Source organism: Lysobacter antibioticus, assembly GCF_001442535.1.
Lineage (GTDB): Bacteria > Pseudomonadota > Gammaproteobacteria > Xanthomonadales > Xanthomonadaceae > Lysobacter > Lysobacter antibioticus.
This window is the reverse complement of record NZ_CP013141.1, coordinates 4870934-4892892: the sequence shown is the minus strand read 5'-3', so window position 1 is coordinate 4892892 and position 21959 is coordinate 4870934. Positions and strand designations below refer to the sequence as shown.

15 protein-coding genes (1 of these 15 cut by a window edge) are annotated in these 21959 nt (G+C 69.2%); 9 read left to right on the top strand and 6 right to left on the bottom strand.

The annotated features are described in order from the left end of the window. The first annotated feature begins 149 nt into the window (after positions 1-149). Positions 150-800, top strand: coding sequence for a hypothetical protein (locus GLA29479_RS19885; RefSeq protein WP_144436645.1), 651 nt, complete (start codon positions 150-152; stop codon positions 798-800). Between the two features lie 103 nt (positions 801-903). Continuing rightward, positions 904-1482: a DUF2059 domain-containing protein gene (locus GLA29479_RS19880; RefSeq protein ID WP_169795697.1), complete on the top strand. Its 579-nt coding sequence runs from the start codon at positions 904-906 to the stop codon at positions 1480-1482. 173 nt (positions 1483-1655) lie between these two features. Here the strand turns inward: GLA29479_RS19880 and GLA29479_RS19875 are convergent, their stop codons facing one another. Continuing rightward, positions 1656-2417, bottom strand: coding sequence for a pseudouridine synthase (locus GLA29479_RS19875; RefSeq protein WP_082638829.1), 762 nt, complete (start codon positions 2415-2417; stop codon positions 1656-1658). A 147-nt stretch (positions 2418-2564) separates the two neighbouring features. Here GLA29479_RS19875 and GLA29479_RS19870 point away from each other — a divergent pair, with 147 nt between their 5' ends. Then, a complete protein-coding gene (locus tag GLA29479_RS19870; RefSeq protein ID WP_057972611.1) occupies positions 2565-5360 on the top strand; it encodes a M16 family metallopeptidase in 2796 nt (931 codons plus the stop codon). Between the two features lie 694 nt (positions 5361-6054). Here GLA29479_RS19870 and ubiB read toward each other — a convergent pair. The 5 genes from ubiB to GLA29479_RS19845 all read right to left on the bottom strand — a co-directional run bounded on the left by ubiB (position 6055) and on the right by GLA29479_RS19845 (position 12441). Then, entirely contained in the window at positions 6055-7740 is a 1686-nt protein-coding gene (ubiB, locus tag GLA29479_RS19865) for a ubiquinone biosynthesis regulatory protein kinase UbiB (RefSeq protein ID WP_057972610.1), read from the bottom strand. Continuing rightward, on the bottom strand, positions 7737-8396 hold the full coding sequence (locus GLA29479_RS19860; RefSeq protein ID WP_057972609.1) for a ubiquinone biosynthesis accessory factor UbiJ: 660 nt from the start codon (positions 8394-8396) through the stop codon (positions 7737-7739). Before GLA29479_RS19860 ends, ubiB begins: the two co-directional genes overlap by 4 nt. Positions 8397-8430: 34 nt before the next feature. After that, the gene (oleD, locus tag GLA29479_RS19855) at positions 8431-9450 is read right to left on the bottom strand and encodes a 2-alkyl-3-oxoalkanoate reductase (RefSeq protein WP_057973284.1); all 1020 of its coding nucleotides are present in this window, start codon (positions 9448-9450) and stop codon (positions 8431-8433) included. Between the two features lie 338 nt (positions 9451-9788). After that, positions 9789-11504 carry an olefin beta-lactone synthetase gene (gene oleC, locus GLA29479_RS19850; protein ID WP_082638828.1) on the bottom strand — a complete coding sequence of 572 codons (1716 nt, stop codon included), beginning with the start codon at positions 11502-11504 and terminating at the stop codon, positions 9789-9791. Between the two features lie 4 nt (positions 11505-11508). Further along, complete coding sequence (locus GLA29479_RS19845; RefSeq protein WP_057972608.1) at positions 11509-12441, bottom strand: alpha/beta fold hydrolase; 933 nt, start codon at positions 12439-12441, stop codon at positions 11509-11511. Positions 12442-12731: 290 nt separating this feature from the next. On the opposite strand from GLA29479_RS19845, the gene GLA29479_RS19840 reads away from it, so the two are divergent. The 6 genes from GLA29479_RS19840 to GLA29479_RS19815 all read left to right on the top strand — a co-directional run. Beyond that, positions 12732-13586 carry an HpcH/HpaI aldolase/citrate lyase family protein gene (locus tag GLA29479_RS19840; protein ID WP_057972607.1) on the top strand — a complete coding sequence of 285 codons (855 nt, stop codon included), beginning with the start codon at positions 12732-12734 and terminating at the stop codon, positions 13584-13586. Next, entirely contained in the window at positions 13583-16081 is a 2499-nt protein-coding gene (locus GLA29479_RS19835; protein WP_057972606.1) for a sodium:solute symporter, read from the top strand. The genes GLA29479_RS19840 and GLA29479_RS19835 overlap by 4 nt, the downstream gene beginning before the upstream one ends. 81 nt (positions 16082-16162) lie before the next feature. Further along, a complete protein-coding gene (locus tag GLA29479_RS19830) occupies positions 16163-17041 on the top strand; it encodes a LysR family transcriptional regulator (protein WP_057972605.1) in 879 nt (292 codons plus the stop codon). Between the two features lie 282 nt (positions 17042-17323). Continuing rightward, the gene (locus GLA29479_RS19825) at positions 17324-19603 is read left to right on the top strand and encodes a TonB-dependent receptor (protein ID WP_057972604.1); all 2280 of its coding nucleotides are present in this window, start codon (positions 17324-17326) and stop codon (positions 19601-19603) included. A 125-nt stretch (positions 19604-19728) separates the two neighbouring features. Further along, positions 19729-21126, top strand: a complete 1398-nt coding sequence (locus GLA29479_RS19820) for a serine hydrolase domain-containing protein (protein WP_144436644.1) — start codon at positions 19729-19731, stop codon at positions 21124-21126. Next, a protein-coding gene (locus GLA29479_RS19815; protein ID WP_057972602.1) for a ribokinase crosses the window boundary here: on the top strand, positions 21123-21959 show its 5' portion. Its footprint extends 24 nt past the window's final position; 837 of the gene's 861 nt are visible here — the first part of the coding sequence; the start codon lies at positions 21123-21125; its stop codon lies beyond the right edge, outside the window. The genes GLA29479_RS19820 and GLA29479_RS19815 overlap by 4 nt, the downstream gene beginning before the upstream one ends.

Sequence of the window (21959 nt, the reverse complement as noted above, 5' to 3'; positions counted from 1 at the left end):
CGGTCGCGTCCATTACGCGGCCTCGACGGGAGCCGGGCGAACCGCGGCTGAAGCCGGGCTTGACCGCGGCGGGCGGCTGTGCGGGCCGTCGTTGACGCGGCCGCGGGCGAGGCGGACCATGCCGGGACCGGTCCAAGGAGGAAGTCCGTATGCGCCAGCGCCTGCCCCGCCCGCTCGCCGCAGCCCCGCTCGCAGCGGTCCGGCTCGCAGCGGTAATGTTCGCCGCACTGTTCGCCGCCGCGCCGGCCACGGCGCAGGACGCCTACCTCGACCCGGCCAACGTCGACGCCATCGCCTCGCCGCGCGCGCAACGGCAAACCCTGCAATCGGCCCAGGCCATCGCCGAGGCGGTGGTCGGGCGGCCGGCCAATGCCACCGACCAGGAAGTCCTGCGCAAGTACGCCGGCGTGCAGAGCGGCTTCATGCAGCAGTTGCAGAATGCCGCCAGCGCCGCCTCGGCAAACCAGTACGACGACGGCCGTCAAGACAACCGCTACGACGACAGCAACTACGGCCGCGACGCCTACGGCAATGTCTACGACCGTAACGGCTTCGAGCAGAGCAACGGCGGCTTCAGCGCCTCCGAGCTGCAGACGCTGACCCAGCTGTCGCGCACCCCCGAGGGCCGCCGCGTGCTGGAACAGATGTCGCAGCAGGGCTACGGCGCCGACGGCCGCAACGGCTACGGCTCGGGCACACCGAAGCAGGTGCTGCGCGACGCTTTCCTGCAGGACCTGCTCAATGCGGCCTCCAACGCCGCCGCGCGTCCGGTCTATCGCCAGTACGAGCGCCGCCCCTGATCGCTGCGGCGAGCGGGCGAACCCGATAAACCCCGCAACGACGGCCACTGACGGCCTCGATGCAGCCACGGACGATGCCGTCCCCCTTCAAGGAAGAACCACGATGTCCACACTGTCCCGCAGCCTTTCCATCCTATTGCTGAGCACCGCCCTGTGCGCGGCGCCGGCCTTCGCCGCTCGCCCGAGCGATGCCCAGATCGACCAGCTCATGCACTCGATGAACTACGAGCGCATGAAGGGCGAGATGCTCAAGCAGATGCGCGAACCAGCCGAAATGATGGCCATGGCCGAAGCCGGCGACGGGCTCAGTGACAAGCAGCGCGAAGCGCTCGCGCGCAGCCTGGCCCGGCAGATGAGCATGGTCGAGGAGATGCTGGACTGGAAGGCCGTCGCGCCGATCTATCGCAAGGTCTACGGCGAGACCTTCGACGCCGCCGAAGTGCAGGCCCTCATCGATTTCTACGGCAGCCCGGCCGGGCGCAGCATCATGGAGAAGATGCCGCTGGCGATAGGCCGGACCATGCAGGAACTGCAGCCGCTGATGAAGACCATGTTCGAGCGCATGCAGCGCGAGCTGCGCGACGAGGTCAAGGACATCGTCGACGGCGACGGCAAGACCGCACCGGCGCTGTATGCGCCGCCGGCGCCTCCCAGCCCGCCCCAGCCTGCGACGGGCGGCTGAGCCGGTTTCGTCGGTAAGCGCTTCGTCCGTAAGCGCGGAGCAAATCCCCCTGCCCCCTTTGTCAAAGGGGGAAAAGGCCGGTGCCCAGGGGGAGGAATGTCGTTTCTGGTCGAATTCTTCGCCGCGCTAATTCGCTTACCTTGCCGAGGCGATGGCCGCCAGCCGCATCGCTCTCAGGCGCCCTGCGGCGCCTCGAACAAGGCCAGGGCCTTGGCGAACTCCGCGTCCGGCGGCGCCACCGCGACGATGCGTTCGCCGCTGAGCGGGTGCAGGAACGACAAGCGCTGCGCGTGCAGCAACATGCGATGGATGCCGAGCATGCGGAAGCTGCGGTTGTGGCGGCCGTCGCCGTGGCTGGTGTCGCCGATCAGGTGATGCGACAGGTGCTTGAGGTGGCGGCGGATCTGGCGGAAGCGCCCGGTCTGCGGCTGCGCCAGCAGCAGCGCGTAGCGCGAGGTCTCGAAGCCCGCCGACGGCAAGGCCAGCTCGGTGCGTCCGAGGCAGCGGAAGCGGGTTTGCGCCGGTTTCTTGACCGGCTTGCCGGGCCCGCCGTCGAGGTCGTGATCGACCTCGAACGCATCCTCGGCCGGCCAACCGCGACACACCGCCAGGTAGTCTTTCTCGACCTCGCGCGACATCAGCACCTTGCCCAGGGCCGAGGCGGCTTCGCGATCGAAGGCCAACAGCAAACAGCCGCTGGTGGCGCGGTCGAGGCGGTGGACCAGGAAGATCGGCCGGCCGAATTGCGCGCGCAGGCGGTCGGCGGCGAAGTCGGTCTCGCCGCGCGCGAGCGCGCTGTCGTGAACCATCAGCCCTGCCGGCTTGTCGATGATTGCGATCGTCTCGTCGGCGTACAGCACCGGCAGGCCGGCGGCGGGCACCTCCGCGCGCGGGTCGGCGTCTGAATCTGGGATCGAACTGAACGTCGGGTTCATGAGGCCGTACACAGGCGCTAGGGTGATCGACCGCTATCTTCGTCTATTGCGCCAGGCACTCCCAGAGTGCCCATGAAATATTCAACGCTCACAGAGCGCCCATCGAACATTCAACGCTCACAGCGCATCGAACATTCCAGGATTCTCATGCCCCAGCACCGCACCCGTCTCGCCCCGCTCGCCGCCTCGCTCGGCTTCGCCCTCGCCCTGGCCCTGTCGACGGCCCAGGCCGAATCGCCGCAGCCGCCGGCCGGCGTCAGCGCCGGCCCCTGCGTCGAGGGCATCTGCGAGTACCGCTTGAGCAACGGCCTGCGCGTGCTGCTGTTTCCCGATGCCAGCCAGCCCACCGTAACGGTCAACCTGATCTACGGCGTCGGCTCGCTGCAGGAGAACTACGGCGAGACCGGCATGGCCCATCTGCTCGAACACCTGCTGTTCAAAGGCACGCCGCGCCACCGCGACATCCCCGCCGAAATGAAGAAGCGCGGCATCGGCTTCAACGCCGAAACCTCGCTCGACCGCACCAACTACTTCGCCTCGTTCCCGGCCAACGACGCCACTCTGGACTGGCTGCTCGGCCTGGAAGCCGACCGCATGCTGAACTCCGACATCGCCCGCAAAGACCTCGACAGCGAAATGACCGTGGTCCGCAACGAGATGGAGAGCGGCGAGAACAGCCCGGTCGCGGCGCTGATGCAGCGCGTACGCTCGACCGCCTATCTGTGGCACCACTACGGCAACAGCACGATCGGCGCGCGCAGCGACGTCGAAAACGTGCCGATCGAGCGCCTGCAGGCCTATTACCGCGCTTGGTACCGGCCCGACAACGCCACCCTGGTGCTGGCCGGTCGCCTCGACCCCGCCGCCACCTTGAATGCGGTCGCGCGCCATTTCGGTCCGCTCGCCAAGCCGTCCGAGCCGATGCGCAAGTTCTACACCCTCGACCCGGCCCAGGACGGCGAGCGCGACGTCACCGTGCGCCGGGTCGGCGACATCCGCCTGTTGATGGCCGCCTATCACGTGCCCGCCGGCACTCATGCCGACGCCGCCGCGCTCGGCGTGCTCGACGAGGTGCTCGGCCACGTGCCCGGCGGCCGCCTGCACAAGGCCCTGGTCGAAAGCGGCCTGGCCGCGAGCGTCGGCGGCAGCAGCGAGCAACGCCAGGACCCCGGCCTGATGAGCGCGCTCGCCGCGGTACCGAAGGACGGCGATGCCACCAAGGCCGAGCAGGTGCTGATCGCCCAGCTCGAACAGATCGAACGCCAGCCGGTCACTGCCGAGGAAGTCGAGGCCGCCAGGCAGCGCCTGCGCAACGGCTTCGAGCTGGCCTACACCAACGTCTCCGGCGTGGCGATGGGCCTGTCGGACGCGGTGGTCGCCGGCGACTGGCGTCTGTACTTCCACTACCGCGATGCGCTCGAGAAAGTCAGCGCCGACGACGTCAACCGCGTCGCCCGCCGCTACCTGACTTCAAGCAACCGCACCTTCGGCCGTTTCGTCCCGACCGACGCGCCGCAGCGGGTCGAGATCCCGGCCGCGCCGAGCGCCGCCACCGTGCTGCAGGGTTATACCGGTAAGAGCGCGATCGAGGCCGGCGAACACTTCGACCCGACCCCGGCCAACATCCAGGCCCGCACCGAGGCCGTCACCATCGACACCGGCGTCGGCGGCGGCCTCAAACTCGCCCTGCTGCCGAAGAAGACCCGCGGCGCCACCGTCACCGTCTCGGCCTCGTTCAACTTCGCCGACCTCGCCTCGCTGAAGAACCGCGAAGTCGCCGGCAGCATCGCCGGCGCCTTGCTGATGCGCGGCAGCGAAGGCCTGAGCCGCCAGCAGATCGACGAGCGCTTCGAGGCGCTCAAGACCAGCGCGCGCATCAGCGGCAGCCTGCAATCGGCACGGATCGACCTGACCACACGCCGCGAGCAACTCGGCGAAGCGCTCGCACTGGCGGCCAAGGTGCTGCGCACGCCGACCTATCCGGACAAGGAGTTCGAGCAATACCGCCTGCAGGCGATCACCGGCCTGGAAGCCTCGCGCCAGGAACCCGGCAGCATCGCCGGCATCGCCATGGCCCTGCATTTCGATCCCTGGCCGGCCGGGCATCCCTTGCATGCGATGAACCTGGACGAGTCGCTGGCGGCGATCAAGGCGCTCAAGCTCGACGATGTCCGCGCCTATCACCGCGACCTGTACGGCAGCGCCGAAGGCCAGATCAGCGTGGTCGGCGATTTCGACCCGATCGCGCTGAAGCAACAACTGCGCACCCTGTTCGCCGACTGGCGCCCCAAGCACGCGTTCGCCCCCATCGACACCCGCTACACCGCGGTCGCCGCCGAACAGCGCCGTTTCGACACCCCGGACAAGCCCAACGGCGTGCTGCTGGCGCGCGCCAACCTGTCCTTGAAGGACACCGATGCCGACTTCCCGGCCCTGGTCGCCGCCAACTACATTCTTGGCGGCGGCACCATCAAATCGCGCCTCGGCGACCGCATCCGCCAGCAAGACGGCCTGAGTTACGGCGTCGGCAGCGACCTCGACGCCGACAGCAGCCGCAGCGGCGTCGACGATGCCGGCAACTGGTCGATCGAAGCGATCGCCGCGCCGCAGAATCTGGACAAGGTCGAACGCGCGATGCGCGAGGAACTCGCACGCCTGATCAAGGACGGCGTCGGCGCCGACGAGTTGCGCGATGCGGTGTCCGGGCTGCTGACCCAGCGCGAGCAGGCCCGCGCCTCCGATCCGGCGATCGCCGCCGGCCTGGCCAGCAACCTGTTCTATGGCCGCACCATGCAGTTCTCGGCCGACCTGGACGCGAAATTCAAAGCCTTGACCGTCGATGCGGTCAACGCGGCGATCCGCAAACACCTCAAGCCCGAGCAATTGAGCGTCTACACCGCCGGCGATTTTTCAGCCGCAAAAAAGGCGCCGGCGAGCAAATAAGGCGAGAGCAAAAGCAAATCCCCCGCGCCTGCTTCGCAGGCGCGGCCCCCTTTTCCATAGCGGGCTACGGCGGGTCCTGCAGTGATCGGCACACGGTCTTGAATCGCGAACGCGGCTAGATCGGCAACAGCAAGCGAGCCGCCGCGGCGCCACCCGTGCTTGCCGTTGCTTGCCGTTGCTTGCCGTGAAGATTCTGCCATTGCCGTGGCTGTGCGTAGCTCTGCATTAGCGAAGGCAAGCGAAGGCCCGGAGGGCGGCCCGCAGGGATGCGGGCCGTTTTTCATCGGGACAGGGATGTCCCGTATGAAAAAGCCCCGCGTTGGCAACGAACGCGCGGGCTTGTGATTCAAAGAAAAGCAACTTCTTTGGTTACCTTTGACCGGAGGGAATCCAGACGGACTTTTGTTGCTTATGACAAAAGAAAGTAACCCGCCGCTTTAGTGGCGGAAGCTCTTAGCGTTTGATCTGGATCTAGATCTTGCTTGATCGATACGCCGCGAGACCGATGCAGCGCGGTCGCGGCTCGCGCCGCTCCTACCCTATGCGAGCGCCGCTTCGATGAACGACGATGGCCTTGCTGTCTCTGCGCATTCGCGGTCGCGACTCACGTCGCTCCTACAAAGGCGGAGCCTGCAACGCAACGCGGCGAATCCATCCCCTATAGGAGCGAAGTAAGTCGCACCCCGCTGCCCGATCAACCCGAGCTCTTGCTCCGCGGCCACGCCGCCAGCAACGCCCACAGGCCGCCGAGCCCGGCGATCCACGACGAGGCCGGGATCGACCAGAACCTCGGCCCGCCCGATTCCATGCCGTACAACACCGCCGCGACCACCAACAGGCCGGTGCCGAGGATCGCCGCGACCGTACGCCGCACCGCGTCCTTGATCGTGCGGTTGAGCTCGGTGATGTCCTGCGAGCGCATCTTCAACTCGTGCTGGCCCGACACTTGCTGGTTCAACCAGCTGTGCAGCAGGCGCGGCATCTCCGGCGCCCGCGTGACCAGCTCGGGCAGACGCTTGCGGAACTCGCTCGCCAGCCGCTGCGGGCTGTAGCGGTCCAGCAGGATGCGCTGCAGCACCGGCCGCGCCACCGCCCAGATGTCGAGCTTGGGGTCGAGCAGACGGCCCACGCCTTCGATGTTGAGCAGGGTCTTCTGCAACAGGATCAGCTGCGGCTGCAGGGTCAGCTCGTAACGCTGCGCGGTGCGGAACAGTTTGACCAGCACCTCGGCCAGCGAGATCTCGCTGAGCGGACGAGTGAAGTACGGCTCGCACACCGCGCGCGTCGCCGCTTCGAGCTCGTCGATGCGGATGTGCGGCGGAATCCAGCCGGCCTGCACGTGCAGTTCGGCGATGCGGCGGTAGTCGCGGTTGAAGATCGCCATGAAGTTCTCGGCGAGGTAGTACTGATCCTCGTCCGACAGCTGGCCCATGATGCCGAAGTCCAGGGCGATGAAGCGCGGGTTGCTGCGCCGCGCCGGGTCGCTGTCGACCCAGATGTTGCCGGCGTGGGCATCGGCGTGGAAGAAATTGTCGCGGAACACCTGGGTGTAGAACACCCGCACGCCCTTGGAGGCGAGCGCACGCCGGTCGATGCCCGCGGCGTCGAGCGCGGCGATGTCGTCGGATGGAATGCCGTACACGCGCTCCAGGGTCAGCGCGCGCTCGCCGGTGTGCGACCAGATCACTTCCGGCACGTACATGTCGTCGCTGTCGGCCCAGAAACGGCGCAACACGCTGGCGTTGGCGCCTTCGCGCTGCAGGTCCAGCTCGGCGGCGAGCGTGCTCTCGATCTCGGCGACGATGGCGCGCGGGCGGATCTTGTCGGCGCTGGGATGGGCGCGGTCGACCAGGGCGGCGAGCGCCTTGAGCAAGGCGATGTCGCCGGCGATCTTGCCCTCGATATCGGGACGCAGCACCTTGACTACGACTTCGCGCGGCGGCTTGCCGTCCTGCGCCGGCAACCGCGCCGCATGCACCTGGGCGATCGAGGCCGAAGCCAGCGGCTCGATATCGAAGGATTCGAAGGCCTCGCCGATGCGGCGCTCGAGCGCGTCCTCGACGATCTTACGTGCGGTCTCGCCGTCGAACGGCGCGACCCGGTCCTGCAGCAGGGCCAGCTCGATCGCGATGTCGGGCGGCACCAGGTCGCGGCGGGTCGAGAGGATCTGCCCGAACTTGACGAAGATCGGCCCGAGTTCCTGCAACACCAGGCGCAGGCGCGCGCCGCGCGACATCGCCGCGATCTCGTCGGAAGCGCGCGGCACGAACGGGCGCGCAAGCTTGAGCCAGCGTTCGACCGGGGTGCCGTCGAGCAGGTCGTCGAGGCGATAGCGCAGCAGCACGCGGCCGATGCGCCAGGCACGCACCGCCGACCTCATGCGCCGCGTCCCGCGCGGTCGCGCAAGCGCGCCACGCGTGCGGCCGCGCGCTCGACGTCGTCGCGCAAGGTGTCGACGTCGTCGTGGAAGGCGTTGAGTTCGTCGCGCGGAACCACGTCGCGCGATTCCTCGGTGACGTATTCGGCGGCGTTGCTCGCCAGCGCGCCGGCGGCGTCGCGGGCATGGCGCAGGGCGCCGGCGAGGGTGTTGGCGACCTGCACCCCGATCACATCGCCGAACACCGCGGTGAAGGGTTGCTGCCAGTCCGGATCGAAGCGTTCGGCCAGGCGCTGCAGGCGCCGCGCCAGATCGGCGTCGCCCTCGATGCGCAGCTTGCCGACCGGCGCGGCGTGTTCGTTGCGCGCGCCGCCGAGCAGGTTCGGCAACTGCGACAGGATCGCGCCGAGGGTGCTGCGCACCGACAGGTCGGGCTCGTCGCTGTCGCGCACCGGCCCGACTTCGAGGCGCTCGCCGGCCACCACGATGCGCAAGGCCAGCGGCGGCGACGCCAGGTGCAGGGCGACGCTGCGGCCATCCAGCGGGCGCAGGGCTTCGCGGGTGTCGGGATCGAGCGCGAGCGCGCGGTTCAACGCGGCTTCGAGCGCGCGGCCGGCCATCGGCTTGAGCGCGTCCAGGGGCGAGGCGGTGTCGGTCATGCGGCCATTCTAGCCGGCGCGCGCCGGCTGGCTGTTACGCGGATGTCGAGGCGGCGCCGCCGGCCTGGGCATGGTGGGCGCGCACCCGCGCCAGGCCCTCGTCGAAACCAACCTGGGGCACGTAGCCGAAGTCGCGCCGGGCCGGCGCCATGTCGTACCAGTGCGTGGTCGACAGCTGCTCGGCGAGGAAACGCGTCATCGGCGGCTCGCCCTTCAGCGGCAGCAGCGTCCACAGCAGCTCGCAGACCGCGCCGATGGCGTAGGCGGCGCGGAACGGCAGGGTCTTGTCGGCGGTCGGCGCGCCGACCGCGGCGAGCAGGCCGTTGACCGTCTCGCGCACCGTGCGCGGTTCGCCGTTGCTGATGAAGTAGGCGCGGCCGGCGCAGGGCGCGCCCGGGGCGAGATGCTCGAAGGCGTCGAAATGCGCCTGCGCGGCGTTGTCGATATAGGTCGTGTCGATGCGGTTGTGGCCGTCGCCGACGAAGCGCAGGCGACCGCTGCGGGCGCGTTCGACCAGACGCGGCAGCAATTGGTTGTCGCCGACGCCCCAGATCAGGCGCGGGCGCAGGGCGACCGTGGCCAGGTCCGTCCCGTTGGCGGCGAGCACGGCCTTCTCGGCGATGGTCTTGGTGGTCGCGTAGGCGGCCTTGAAGCCCTCGCCGTAGGGCACCGTGTCGGCGGTGCCGCCTTCGACCGGATGGGTGGCGCGATGAGTCACGCTCGGCGTCGAGGTGTAGACGAGTTTGCCGATGCCGTGGGCGCGGCAGGCTGCGAGCACGTTCTCGGTGCCGACCACGTTGGCCTGGTGATAGCTCTCGTAACTGCCCCAGGCGCCGGCCTTGGCGGCGTTGTGGAAGACCGCCTCGCAGCCTTGCGCGGCATCGATCACGGCCTGGCGGTCGGCGAGATCGCCGCGCAGCTGGATCACGCCGAGCGGTTCCAGCGCGGGATACAGGCCGCGATTGAAACTGACCACCTCATGCCCGCGCGCGACCAGGCCGCGACACAGGGCCTGTCCGAGAAAACCGCCGCCGCCGGTGACCAGAATCTTCATCGTCATTACGTCCGTGAAAGTCGTGAGTGCAGCGCGCGGCTGCGGAAACCCTGCGCATCATAGGCCGAGCGCAGCGGCCTTCGGCGTGCGCTGGCCCGGAAAAGCATCCCCACGTCCGCTGCGCGGCCGTTCGCCCCCTTTGCCAAAGGGGGCAACAGCGATAGCCGCCGCGGTGCCGTCTATGGAGCCCTTGTAGCCTCTTCGCCCCGTCCTATCGAGCCCCCCCTTTGTAAAAGGAGGGCCAGGAGAGATTTGCTTTTCGCCCCCGAAGCACCGAGAGCCAAGTCTCGCCATGCGCGCCTCGACCTGCGTCAATCCGACGCAGCTCCTCGCCCGCCTCAGCCCCGCGCGGCCTGCGCAGCGAGCTTCTCGCGGCCGATCTTGGCGTTATGGCGGATGTCGACCGGAAAGCCGGGATGGAAACGGATCCGTTCGATACCGGCGGTATGCGCGTGCTGGGCGCCGATCGTGCGCAGTTCTTCGGCGATGCGCTCGCACTCGGCGGGCGCGGTGCGCGGTTCGTGCAGCTCCACCCACAGCAACGGCACCTGCGCACCGAATGCGCCGGTGCCGACCAAGGCGGTGCGGCGCACCTTCGGATGGGTGTTGAACACCGGCTCGACCTGTTCGGTGTACAGCGGGCCGCTCGCGGTTTCGACGCGATGGGTCTTGCGGCCGCAGAACCACAGCCGGCCTTCGCCGTCGAGATAACCGAGGTCGCCCATGCGGTGGACGATGCGGTCGAGCTCGCCGCGCACTTCGCGGATCTTCGCCACACGGGTGGCGGCATCGCGACGGAAATAGCTGTCGGTCGCGGTCGGGCCGGCCACGGTGATCTCGCCAACCACGCCGGCCGGCAGCACCAGATCGTCCGACCATTGTTCGATCGCGGCATCGTCGATGCGGATGATCCGCACCTCGTTGCGCTCGACCGCGCGACCCACGCAGGTGCCGGCGCCCTGCTCGGTGGCCGCGCGGGTGGACTGCAGTTCGCGGCCTTCGATCACCGCCACCGGCAGACACTCGGTGGCGCCGTAGGGAGTCCAAAACTGGGCGTCGCGCGGCAACAACTCGCGCAGCGCCGCCACCGTTTCCGGCGGCACCGGCGCACCGGCCGAAGTGACCCGCTTGACCCCCGGCAAGGCCTGGCCGTGCTTGGCCAACACCGCCATCAGTGCAGGCGAGCCGAACAACTGGTCGACGCCGAAACGGTGGATGGCGTCGATCAGCTTGACCGGGTCGGCCTGCGCCGGCCGGGTCGGGTCCATGTCGGGGATCACCGAGGTCAGGCCCAACGCGGGATCGAACAAGGCGAACGGCGGGAAGGTCGGCAGGTCGACGCCGCCGGGGGCGATGCCGAAGGCCTCGCCCATCATTTCGATCTGGGCGACGAAATGGCGATGGCGGAACACCACGCCCTTCGGCACGCCGGTCGAGCCGCTGGTGAACACGATCGCGGCGACTTCGTCGGGGCGGGTGTCGGCGAGTTGCGAGGGCGCACCGGCACCGTCGCGTTCGACCCGCGCCAAGGTGTCGTCGGCAAGGAAAGCGCGCCGGCCGGTGGTGATGCGGATGCGCGCCGACTTCGCCCAACCGAGCACGACGCGGGCGATGTGGGCCAGCGGAATGCCGATGAAGGCCTCCGGCTCGGCCTCGTCCAGGCATTGCCGCAAGGCGCGCTTGTCGATGCCCGGGTCGATCAGCACCGGCACCGCGCCGGCCTTGAACAGGGCGAACATCAGCAGGAAAAACTCCGGCGACGGCCGCACCATCACCGCGGTGCGGGTGCCGCGCACGATGCCGCGCTTGGCCAGGCCGGCGGCGATCGCATCGCTGCGGCGGTCGAGTTCGCCGTAGGTCAGCTCGACGTCGTAACTCGCCAGGCCGTCGCTGCGGCGCGTGCCCGGGCAACGCATCGCCACCCGCTCGGGCGATTGCGCGGCGCAGGCCGGCAGCGCGGCGGCGATGTTGCAGGTGTCGTTGCGGCTCGCAGCGGCGGCGCCGGCTTCGATGACGCCGGCTTCGATGACGGGTGCTGACGTCGGGGTCGTCATCGGCTCAGCTCAAAGGGTGTCGGTCGAGGAAGGCGCGGATTTCCGGCACCAGCACTTCGGCCTGATCTTCCAGCACGTAATGGCCGGCATCGTCGAAGGCATGCACCTGCGCCTGCGGCAGCGCGTCGGTGAAGCCCTTGAGGAAGTGATGGTCGAAGACGAAATCGCGCAGCCCCCAGCCGATGAAGGCCGGGCGGTCTGCGTACTCGGGCAGCTTGCGGCCCATCGCCTGCACCAGCGGCCAGGCCAGGTCGCCGTCGGCGAGCGGAATGTCCTGGACGAAACGCGAGGTGGCGATGCGGTTGGCCCAGGAGTCGTACGGCGCCAGGTAGGCGCGGCGCACCTCGGCCGGCATCGGCTTGACCACGCCCATGCGCGCGGCGCCGCCGGCGAAGGCGTTGAAGCCGCGGATCAGGCCGGTGCCGATCGCCGAATCGCGGCCCAGGCGCAGGCGCTTGGGCAGCGGCTTGGCGGCCGGCAGCGGGAACGCGCCGGTGTTGGTGATGACCAGGCGCTTGATCTGCTCGGAATGCTTGAGCCCCCAGCCGAAGCCGATGCCGCCGCCCCAATCGTGCACGGCCAGGGTCATCGGCCCGGTCACGCCGAGATGCTGGAGCAGGCGCTCGACGTCGTCGACGCGCGACTGCAGGGTGTAAGCGTAATGCGGCTGCACTGCCGGATCGTCGGAGGGCTTGTCCGACAGGCCCATGCCGACATGGTCGGGGACGATGCAGCGATAGGCCTTGCCGGAACTCGGATCGCGCAGCGCCAGCACCAGCTTGCGCCAGTAATAGCTCCACGACGGATTGCCGTGCAGCATCACCACGACCTCGCCATCGCGCGGGCCTTCGTCGAGATAGCTCATCTCGATCCCGGGGCGGACCTGGAAACGCTGCGGCTGGAAGGGGTAGTCGGGGAAACTGCGGCTGGACGTCATCGGCGGCTCGTTGGCGGCACGCGAACGGGCGCGGACCTGGGCGGACAGGGCGCCATTATCGGCTGCATCGGCCCGATGGGGAACGTTCCCGCCGCTTCGATGCCGGATCGCTGCCGCTTCGGCGACGTTGCCACGCCGAAACCGCCGATCCCGGGTCGAGCGCCGGATCGCCCCGCGGCGCGGATCGAAACAAAACCTATCGTTTGAACATGCCGGCCCTGTGCGATTGCCGCGGTCCGCTTGTCGCACACTCCAGCCCCATGACGATTCGCATTCCGCCGCGGTGATCCATGCGTAGCAAGCTGTTCGTGCCCGGGTCGCGGCCGGAATTGTTCGCCAAAGCGCTGGCCGGCCCGGCCGATGCGCTGTCGTTCGATCTCGAGGACGCGGTCGCCGAAAACGCCAAGGACGCCGCGCGCGCCGCGGTCGCCGCCTTCGTCGCCTCGGCGGCGGTGGCGGCCTCGCCCAAGGTCGTCATCGTGCGCGTCAACGACCCCGCTTCGCCGCACTTCGCCGCCGACCTCGCCGCGGTCGCGCGCGCCGGCGTGACCCTGATCAACCTGCCCAAGATCGAATCGGCGAGCGCCCTGCGCGCGGCCGTCGCGGCGGTCGAACGCGCCCAGGCCGACAACGCCTTCGCGCCGCCGATCCAGGTCCTGGTCAACATCGAAACCCCGCGCGCGCTCGGCCATGCCGCCGAGATCGCCGCCGCGCATCCGCGCGTGGCCGGGCTGCAACTCGGCCTGGGCGATCTGTTCGAGGCCGAAGGCATCGACCGCCGCGACCGCGCCAACGTGCATGCGGCGATGTTCGCCGTGCGCATGGCCGCGGCCCAGGCCGGCGTGTTCGCGCTCGACGGCGCCTACGCCGACCTGCACGACGACGCCGGCTTCAGCGCCGAGGCGCAGGCCGCGCACCGGCTCGGTTATCTCGGCAAGACCTGCGTGCATCCGCGCCAGGTCGCGCTGGCCCACGCCGCCTTCGCGATCAGCGCCAGCGAACTGGCAGCGGCGCGCCGGGTGCTGGCCGCGGCCGAGGCGATGCCGGCCGACGGCCGTGGCGTCTTCGTCGTCGACGGCCGCATGATCGACCTGCCCTTCCTCAAGCGCGCCCAGGCCCTGGTCGCGGCCGCGGAGCGCACATGAGCCCGCCGCGTATCGACCACCCGACCGCCCCCTCACGCTCGCCCCGAGGCTTCGCCACGCTCGCGCAGCGCATCGCCCGGCGCCTGCTCGTCGTTTGCGCGGTGCTGACGATCGCGATCGCGCCACTGCATGCGGAACCGCTGACGCCCTTGCGCAGCGCCAGCCTGCCCGCACTCGACACGCCCTCGCCGCTGCTCGGCGTCGCCGCGCTCGACGGCCGCACCGTCGCCATCGCCCGCGACGGCGCCTGGGGTCTGGCGCCCGGCGACACCGCCTGGACCGCCTTGCGCGCGCGTGGTCCCGCCACCGATACGGCCACGCTCGCCGCGCTGATCGGCGACGGCAGCCGCGCCTATGCCGTCTCCGACGCCGGCGCCGGCGCCACTGCGGTCGCGCAGTTGTCACTCGACGAGCATGACCTCGGCCTGGCGCCGCTGCCGCCGTTGCCGGCCGCCCTCAGCGAGGTGCGTGGCGCCTTGTCGGCCGAGAGCTTGTTCGTCGCCGGACGCGATGCCGACGGTGCGATGCGCCTGTTCCAGCGCGGGCTCGCCGATGCGACCGCGGCCTGGAGCGCGGTCGCGATCTGGCCCGGCGCGGGCGCGCCGCGCTCGTTGGCGGTGCAGACGCATTCCCTGTTCGTCGCCGTCGCCGACCCGCACGGCGGCGCCGATCGACTACTGCGCTGGTCGGCCGAACACGGTTGGCGCCAGGCCGGCGCCGTGCCGGGGCAGGTGCTGCCTGGGGCCGGGCGCGCCCTGGGCCAGGCCCACGTGCTGTATCCGGTGATCGCGCCGGGCGCGACGGCCGCGACGCCGATGACCTACCAGACCATCACCAGCGCCTGGGCGCCGCTGCCCGGCGCGCAACTGGCCGGCGCGCAGCTCACCGCCGCCTGGCCCGACGGCCTGCTGTGGACGCAGGCCTCGGCCGACGGCCGCCGCACCGCGTTCACGACCGTGCAAGTGCAGGCCAACAAGCTGCTGCTGCACTGGCTGGACTGGTTGGTGATCGTGGTCTACCTGGCCGGCATGATCGGCATCGGCCTGTATTTCTATGTGCGCGAGAAGCGCAACTCGACCGCCAACTTCTTCGTCGGCGGCCGCAGCATTCCGTTCTGGGCCGCCGGCGTCAGCCTGTACGCCGCCAACACCAGCTCGATCAGCTTCATCGCCATTCCGGCCAAGGCCTTCGAGAGCAACTGGCAATACCTCACCAACAACCTCATCGCCGTGCTCGGGCTGATCTTCGTCGCGATCTGGATCGTGCCGCTGCTGCGCCGGCTCGACCTGATGTCGGTGTTCTCCTACCTGGAGACGCGTTTCCATCCGGCGATCCGCATGCTCGCCAGCGCGCTGTGCATCCTGACCCAGATCGGCAGCCGCATGAGCGTGATCCTGTTCCTGCCGGCGCTGGCGATCGCCACCATCACCGGCATCAGCGTGTTCTGGAGCGTGCTGCTGATGGGCGGCTTCACCATCGTCTACACCGCGATGGGCGGCATGAAGGCGGTGATCTGGACCGATTTCGTCCAGGTCATCGTCAAGATGGGCGGCGCGGTGTTCGCCATCGGCTTCATCGTCTGGCAGCTGCACGGCGGTTTCGGCGAGTTCCTGGCCATCGCCCGCGCCGAAGACAAGATGCACCTGTTCGACTTCAGCTTCGACATGACCAAGGCCACGGTCTGGGGCTTCGTGTTCCTGGTGCTGTTCGACGTGGTGCTGACCTTCCCGAAAGACCAGGTGCTGATGCAGCGCACCCTGTCGACCAAATCCGACCGCGAGGCCGGGCGTTCGATCTGGGCCTTCGCCGCGATCATGATCCCCGGCGGCTTCGTGTTCTACATGATCGGCACCGCGCTGTTCGTCTACTACAAAGCGCACCCGGAGCGGATGAACCCGCTGCTGCCGATCGACGCCACCTTCCCCTTGTTCATCGCCGCCGAACTGCCGGTCGGGGTGACCGGGCTGATCATCGCCGGCATCTTCGCCGCAGCGATGGCGACCTTGTCGGGGATCATGAACAGCGTGGCCACGCTGATCTCGGTGGATTTCTACGAGAAACTGGCCAAGCGCGGCACCGCCAAGAAAAGCGTGTTCGTCGCCGAACTCACCACCGTCGCGGTCGGCCTGGTCGGCATCGGCGCGGCGCTGTTGCTGTCGCGCTTCGACATCCATTCGCTGTTCGACGTGTCGATCGAACTGGCCGGCCTGCTCGGCGGCGGTTTCGCCGGCGCCTACACCCTGGGCATGTTCACCCGCCGCGCCAATTCGCCCGGGGTGGCCATCGGCATCGGCATCAGCATCGTGCTGACCCTGGTGATCTGGTCGTTCCGCCTGGTGCATCCGTACTTCTATCTGGCGATCTCGATCCTGCTGTGCATCGTGTTCGGCTATCTCGCCAGCCTGTTGTTCCCGCCGCCGGCGCGCTCGCTCGACGGATTGACGATCTACCGCGACAAGGATGCCGCGGCCGCGGCCGCGCCGGCCTCCCCCTGATGGCATACGCGGGCCCGACGACCCTCGTGTAGCCTCGGCTTGCCGCGATTCGCGCGACCGTCCCGACGCCAGCGAGAGGTCATGGAAACCCAATTTCTCAACACCTTCGTGACCATCGTCGACCAGGGTTCGATGGCCGCGGCGGCGCGCGTGCTCGGCATCACCCCGGCCGCGGTGGCGCAACAGATCCGCACCCTGGAGCGCGAGATCGGCGCGCCGCTGATCGCCCGGGTCGGCCGCACCGTCAGCGTCACCGAGGAAGGCGCGCGGATCCTGCCGCGCAGCCGCGAGCTGTTGCGCAGCGTCGCCGACCTGCGCAGCGTGGCCAACGAAAGCGAGATCTCCGGCGAGCTGCGCCTGGGCGCCTGCCCGACCGCATTGGCCGGCATGCTGCCCGACGTGCTCGCGCGCATGGTCGAGACCTTTCCGCAGATCAACGTCTTCATCAAGCCCGGCTACTCGGCCGATCTCTACCACGCGGTGGAACAGGGCGACCTGGATGCGGCAATCGTGCTGCAGGCGCCGTTCCCCTTACCGAAGACCTGCGAATGGCAGCTGTTGCGCGAAGAGCCGCTGATCGTGCTGGCGCCGGCCTCGATGGCCGAGCGCGATCCGCACGACCTGCTCGCCAACGAACCGCTGATCCGCTACGACCGCCACCAGTGGGGCGGCCGTCAGGCCGACGAGTACCTGCGCGCGGCCAACATCGTTCCGCGCGAACGCTTCGAGCTCAACGCCCTCAACGCGATCGCGGTGATGGTCGACCGCGGCCTCGGCGTGTCGCTGGTACCGGACTGGGCCAGGCCCTGGCCGGAAGGCCTGAACATCGCGCGCATCGCGCTGCCCGACGCCTCGGCCAAGCGCTGCATCGGCATCGTCTGGTCGCGTTCGAGCGTGCGCGTGCGTCTGGTGACCGTGCTGCTGCAGGAAAGCCGCAAAGCCATGCAGGCCAAAGTCTGAGCGGGCGCGCGCCGCGGTCGGCGAGCACGGCGCCGCTCGCCGCGCATGCTGCACCGCCGCAAGAAAACCCTGATTCTCAAGCAACAAATCCTAGTCTCTGAACATAGTCCGCAGCGGTTCTATGCGCGCAGTCGAACGCATAGGCTCGCACTCACTCCGGGGACATGCGATGTCGGGGACGTCGCCACAGGGACGCGGCCACGCCGCCGTCGGTCGACGCCGGGGTTCATGCGCACGCCGTTCCGGCGCGCGCCGCCAACCGCAGCCTGGACGGGACACGACATGCTCAAGCCACTCACCGCCGCGATCAGCAGCATCCTGCTGCTTTCCGCCATCGCCGGTCCCGCCGACGCGCAGGAGGCCGCGGCGAGCGCCGCCGACGACGACGCTGCGACCGACCAGGCCGCGGTCGATCTCGACAACGTGGTGGTGACCGGCACGCGCAGCCCGAAGGCGGTCGACCGCATTCCCGGCGCGATCACCCTGGTGTCGAAGGAAGAAGTGCAGCGCAACCTGGTGCTGACCGAGGACGCGACCGCGGTGTTGGCGCGCTCGGTGCCGGGCTACGCCGAATCCTCGCAGGCGATGAGCAACACCGGCGAGAACCTGCGCGGCCGCGTCGCCCTGCGCCTGTTCGACGGCGTGCCGCAGGGCTCGCCGCTGCGCGAGGGCACGCGCAACGGCACCTTCACCGACATGGGCATCGTCGGCCGCATCGAAGTCATCAACGGCCCTTCCGCGTCCGAAGGCATCGGCGCGGCCGGCGGCATCATCAACTACCTCTCGGCCGCCCCGACCAAGGAAGGCAACGAGTTCACCGTCGTCTCGCGCTACACCACCCAGTTCGAGGACGACAGCGAGGGCTGGAAGCTCGGCTTCAACTTCGCCCGCAAGTCCGGCAACTTCGACCTGCTCGCCAGCGCCTCCTTTCTCGACCGCGGCATCACCTACGACGGCAGCGGCCGCCGCATCGGCATGAACACCAGCGGCTCGCTGGCCGACACCGAATCGCGCAACCTGTTCCTCAAGGCCGGCTACGCCTTCGGCGAAGACGGCGTGCAGCGCATCGAAGGCTCGGTCAGCCACTTCAACATCGAAGGCAAGGCCAACTACGTGCAGGTGCTGGGCTGCCGCCCGGACGAGGCCGCGCTGTGCGGGGCCACCCGCACCAACACCTCCCAGCGCGGCAGCATCTTCGGCTCCAAGGCCGCGATCAACGACTTCAAGCAATACCAGCTCACCTATATCCATTCCGACTTCTTCGGCGGCACCCTGACCCTCAACGGCTACAAGGCCGACCAGGAGATGCGCTACCTGCCGGAGAACACCATCGACAAGCAGGACCCGCTGATCGGGCCGCTGGGCTCGATCTACGACCAATCCGAAATCGTCACCAACAAGAAAGGCCTGCGCACCTCCTGGGCGCGGCCCTCGCTGTTCTCGGTCAGCGGCCTGGAATTGCGGCTCGGCTTCGACCTGGTCGAAGACACCGCCGAGCAGCGCCTGGCACTGACCGACCGGCTGTGGGTGCCGCCGATGGAGTACAAGAGCCGCGCCCCCTGGGCGCAGCTGTCCTGGGACATCGGCCCGGTCACCCTGAGCGGCGGCATCCGCCGCGAAGACGGCGAGCTGCACGTCGACGGCTACACCACCACCTGGTACCGCGACCGCCGCCACGTCGACGGCGGGACCTTGGACTACCAGGAAAACCTGAGCAACTTCGGCGCGGTCTGGCGCATCACCGACGGCTGGTCGGTGTTCGGCTCCTACGGCGAAGGCTTTACCCTGGCCAACGTCGGCATTCCGCTGCGCAATATCCAATGCTCCAACGACCCGGGCGACACCCAGCCCGACGGCTGCCCGAACGATCCGCGCATCGGCGTCGCCGACCTGCTAGACCTCAACGCCATCGTGGTCGAGAACACCGAGCTCGGTTTCAACTGGCGCGGCGAACGCGGCGCGCTGAGCGCATCGCACTACGACTCCAAGTCCGACTACGGCCAGTCGTTGGCGATCGATCCGGCCACCAACGATTTCGTGTTGCTGCGCGCGCCGGTGCGGATCAAGGGCTACGAGCTGTCCGGCGACTGGCGCTTCAACGAAGCCTGGCGCTTCAGCGCGGTGTATTCGCACACCCGCGGCAAGACCTCGTTCTGGGCCGCCGACGCCGCCGGCCGCTACGGCGCGGGCGGCACGAACAAGCCGATGGGCGTGCTCGACATCAACCCCGACAAGTTCGCCTGGACCCTGACCTGGAAGTTCCACCCGCGCGGCGACGTCAGCCTGGGCGCCACCACCCTGTTCTCGCGCAACCTGTCCGCCAGCGACGTGCGCGGCTTCGACGGCGCGCGCTTCAATTTCAGGGAAAGCACCCGCGGCTACACCTTGTTCGACCTGGGCATGAACTTCGATACCGAACGCTACGGCAAGTTCTCGCTCGGCATCGAGAACCTGTTCGACAAGCAGTACATCCTGAGCTGGTCGCAGCCGCCCGGCGGCTTCCAGAACTACTGGGCCGGTCGCGGCCGCACCTTCTCGCTCACGCATACCTTCAAGTTCTGAACCGTCTGCCGCCATCGTCGCGTTTCCCTCGAACCGTCGCCGGACCGGCGCTTCCGCCGTCGTGTCCGCGGCGGTGGTTTTTTGCCGGCGCCAGCGGGCAGCGTTTGCGCTTCGCGGGGGTCGCCGTGTTGGCGCTGGCCGGCCTGTGCATCGGCTCGGCGTCTGCGGCCACGACCGTCGACAGCCATGCCGCCCCACCGCCCGCCATTGCAGACATGACCGGGCTGCACGGGCTCATGCGCTCGGTCACCGGCGAGGACGGCTACCTCGGCGCGGTCACCCTGATCGCGCGCGACGGCCGCATCGTCGACTGGCAGGCCTACGGCCACCGCGACCTGGCCCGCCACGAACCGATGCGACGCGATGCGATCTTCCGCCTGTACTCGATGACCAAGACCATCACCTCGGCCGCGCTGATGCTGCTGGTCGAGCAAGGGCGGGTGCGGCTCGACGACCCGGTGTCGGCGTATCTGCCCGAGCTGGCGCGGCCGCAGGTCGTCGTCGGCGGCCATATCGATGCGCCGCGGCTGCGCGATGCCGCGAGCGAGATCAGCATCCGCCAATTGCTCACCCATACCGCCGGGTTTCCGGCCGGGCTCGAAGGCGACGAGCTGGCGACGGCGATCGTGCGGCGCCACGACCCGCATGCGGCCGCCGACCTGCAAGGCTTCGTCGAACGCCTGAGCCGCGCGGCGCTCGCCGCCGATCCGGGCACCCGCTTCGGTTATGAAGGCGCCGCGCTGGAGGTGTTGGCGCGGGTGATCGAGGTGGTCGCCGAGCAGCCCTTCGATGCCTTTCTGCACGACCGCATCTTCGTGCCGCTGGACATGCGCGACAGCGGATTCGAGGTATCGCCTTCGCAACGCGAACGCGTGGTCGACATCACCCGCATGGACGACGATGGCCGGCTGCGGATCGCCGACGGCCCCAGCGCGCGCGAGCCCGGCGCGCGCTTGAACGCCTACCCGAGCGGTGCCGGCGGGCTGTACTCGACCGCGCGCGACTACGCCCGCTTCGCCCAGATGCTGCTCGACGGCGGCTTGATCGCTGCGCCCTCGGATGCGCTGCCCGATGCCGCTGCCGACGCGCCGGCGGCGTTCGCTTTGCGCGATACCGGCCCATCCGGCCCTGCGGCGCCGAGCCCAGGCTCGACCGCCCGGCCGCGACCGCGCTTGCTGCGCGCCGACACCGTCGCTGCGATGCTGCGCAACCAACTCGGCATGCTCGATCCGCCGGTGAACCAATACAGCGCCGGCGAAGGCTTCGGCTTCGGCGGTTATGTCGTGATCGACCCGGCCAAGCGCGAGCGCCCCGGGTCGCGCGGGCAGTTCGGTTGGTCGGGCGCGGCCTCGACTACCTACGCGATCGACCCGCGACAGCGATTGATCGCCATCGCCTTGTTGCAGCATCTGCCGCACGGCGAGGCGCGGCGGGATCTGCCGCGCATCGGCAGCGACTTCTATCGACAGGTCTATCGGGCCTTGGACATCCCCGCCACCGCCGAAGCGGAGACGACGAAATGAGCCCTGCATCGTCCTGCTGCGTTCTCGTCGCCGGCTCGGCCAACCTCGACTTCGTGGTCCGCGCCAGCCACGTGCCGGCGCCCGGCGAGACCGTGCTCGGCCGCGAGCTCGCCCTGTTCCCGGGCGGCAAGGGCGCCAACCAGGCCGTCGCCTGTGCGCGCGCCGGCGGCGCGCCGACGCGCATGCTGCTCGCCCTCGGCGACGACGCCCACGCCGTGCCGATCGAGCGCTCGCTGCGCGAAGCCGGTGTCGAGCCGCACATCGTGCGCGTCGCCGACCGGGCCACCGGCACCGCCTTCGTGTGCGTGTCCGACGACGCCGAGAACGCGATCACCGTCGCGCCCGGCGCCAACGACGCCCTGCGCGGCGAGGATCTGCCCGACCTCAGCGGCGTCGGTCATCTGTTGCTGCAGCTCGAATCGCCCTTGGCCGCAGTCGAAGCCTGGGCGCAACGTGCGCGCGCGGCCGGTGTCCGGGTGGTGCTGAACGCGGCGCCGGCACGGCCACTGCCGAGTTCCTTGCTGGATGCGGTCGATCTGTTGATCGTCAACGAAGGCGAACTCGCCGTCCTCAGCGGCATCGCCGGCGACCTCGACGCCGCGCTGGCGTGTATTCCGACCCGCGGCGTGGTGGTGACCCTCGGCGCTCGCGGCTGCCGCGCGCGCCTCGACGGCGAGCACCTGCACCAACCCGCGTTCGCCGTCAGCGCAGTCGACACCACCGCCGCCGGCGACACGTTCTGCGGCACACTGGTCGCGGCGCTCGCCCGTGGTCTGAGCTTCGCCGCCGCGCTGCGCCGCGCCTGCGCCGCCTCGGCGCTGGCCTGCACGCGG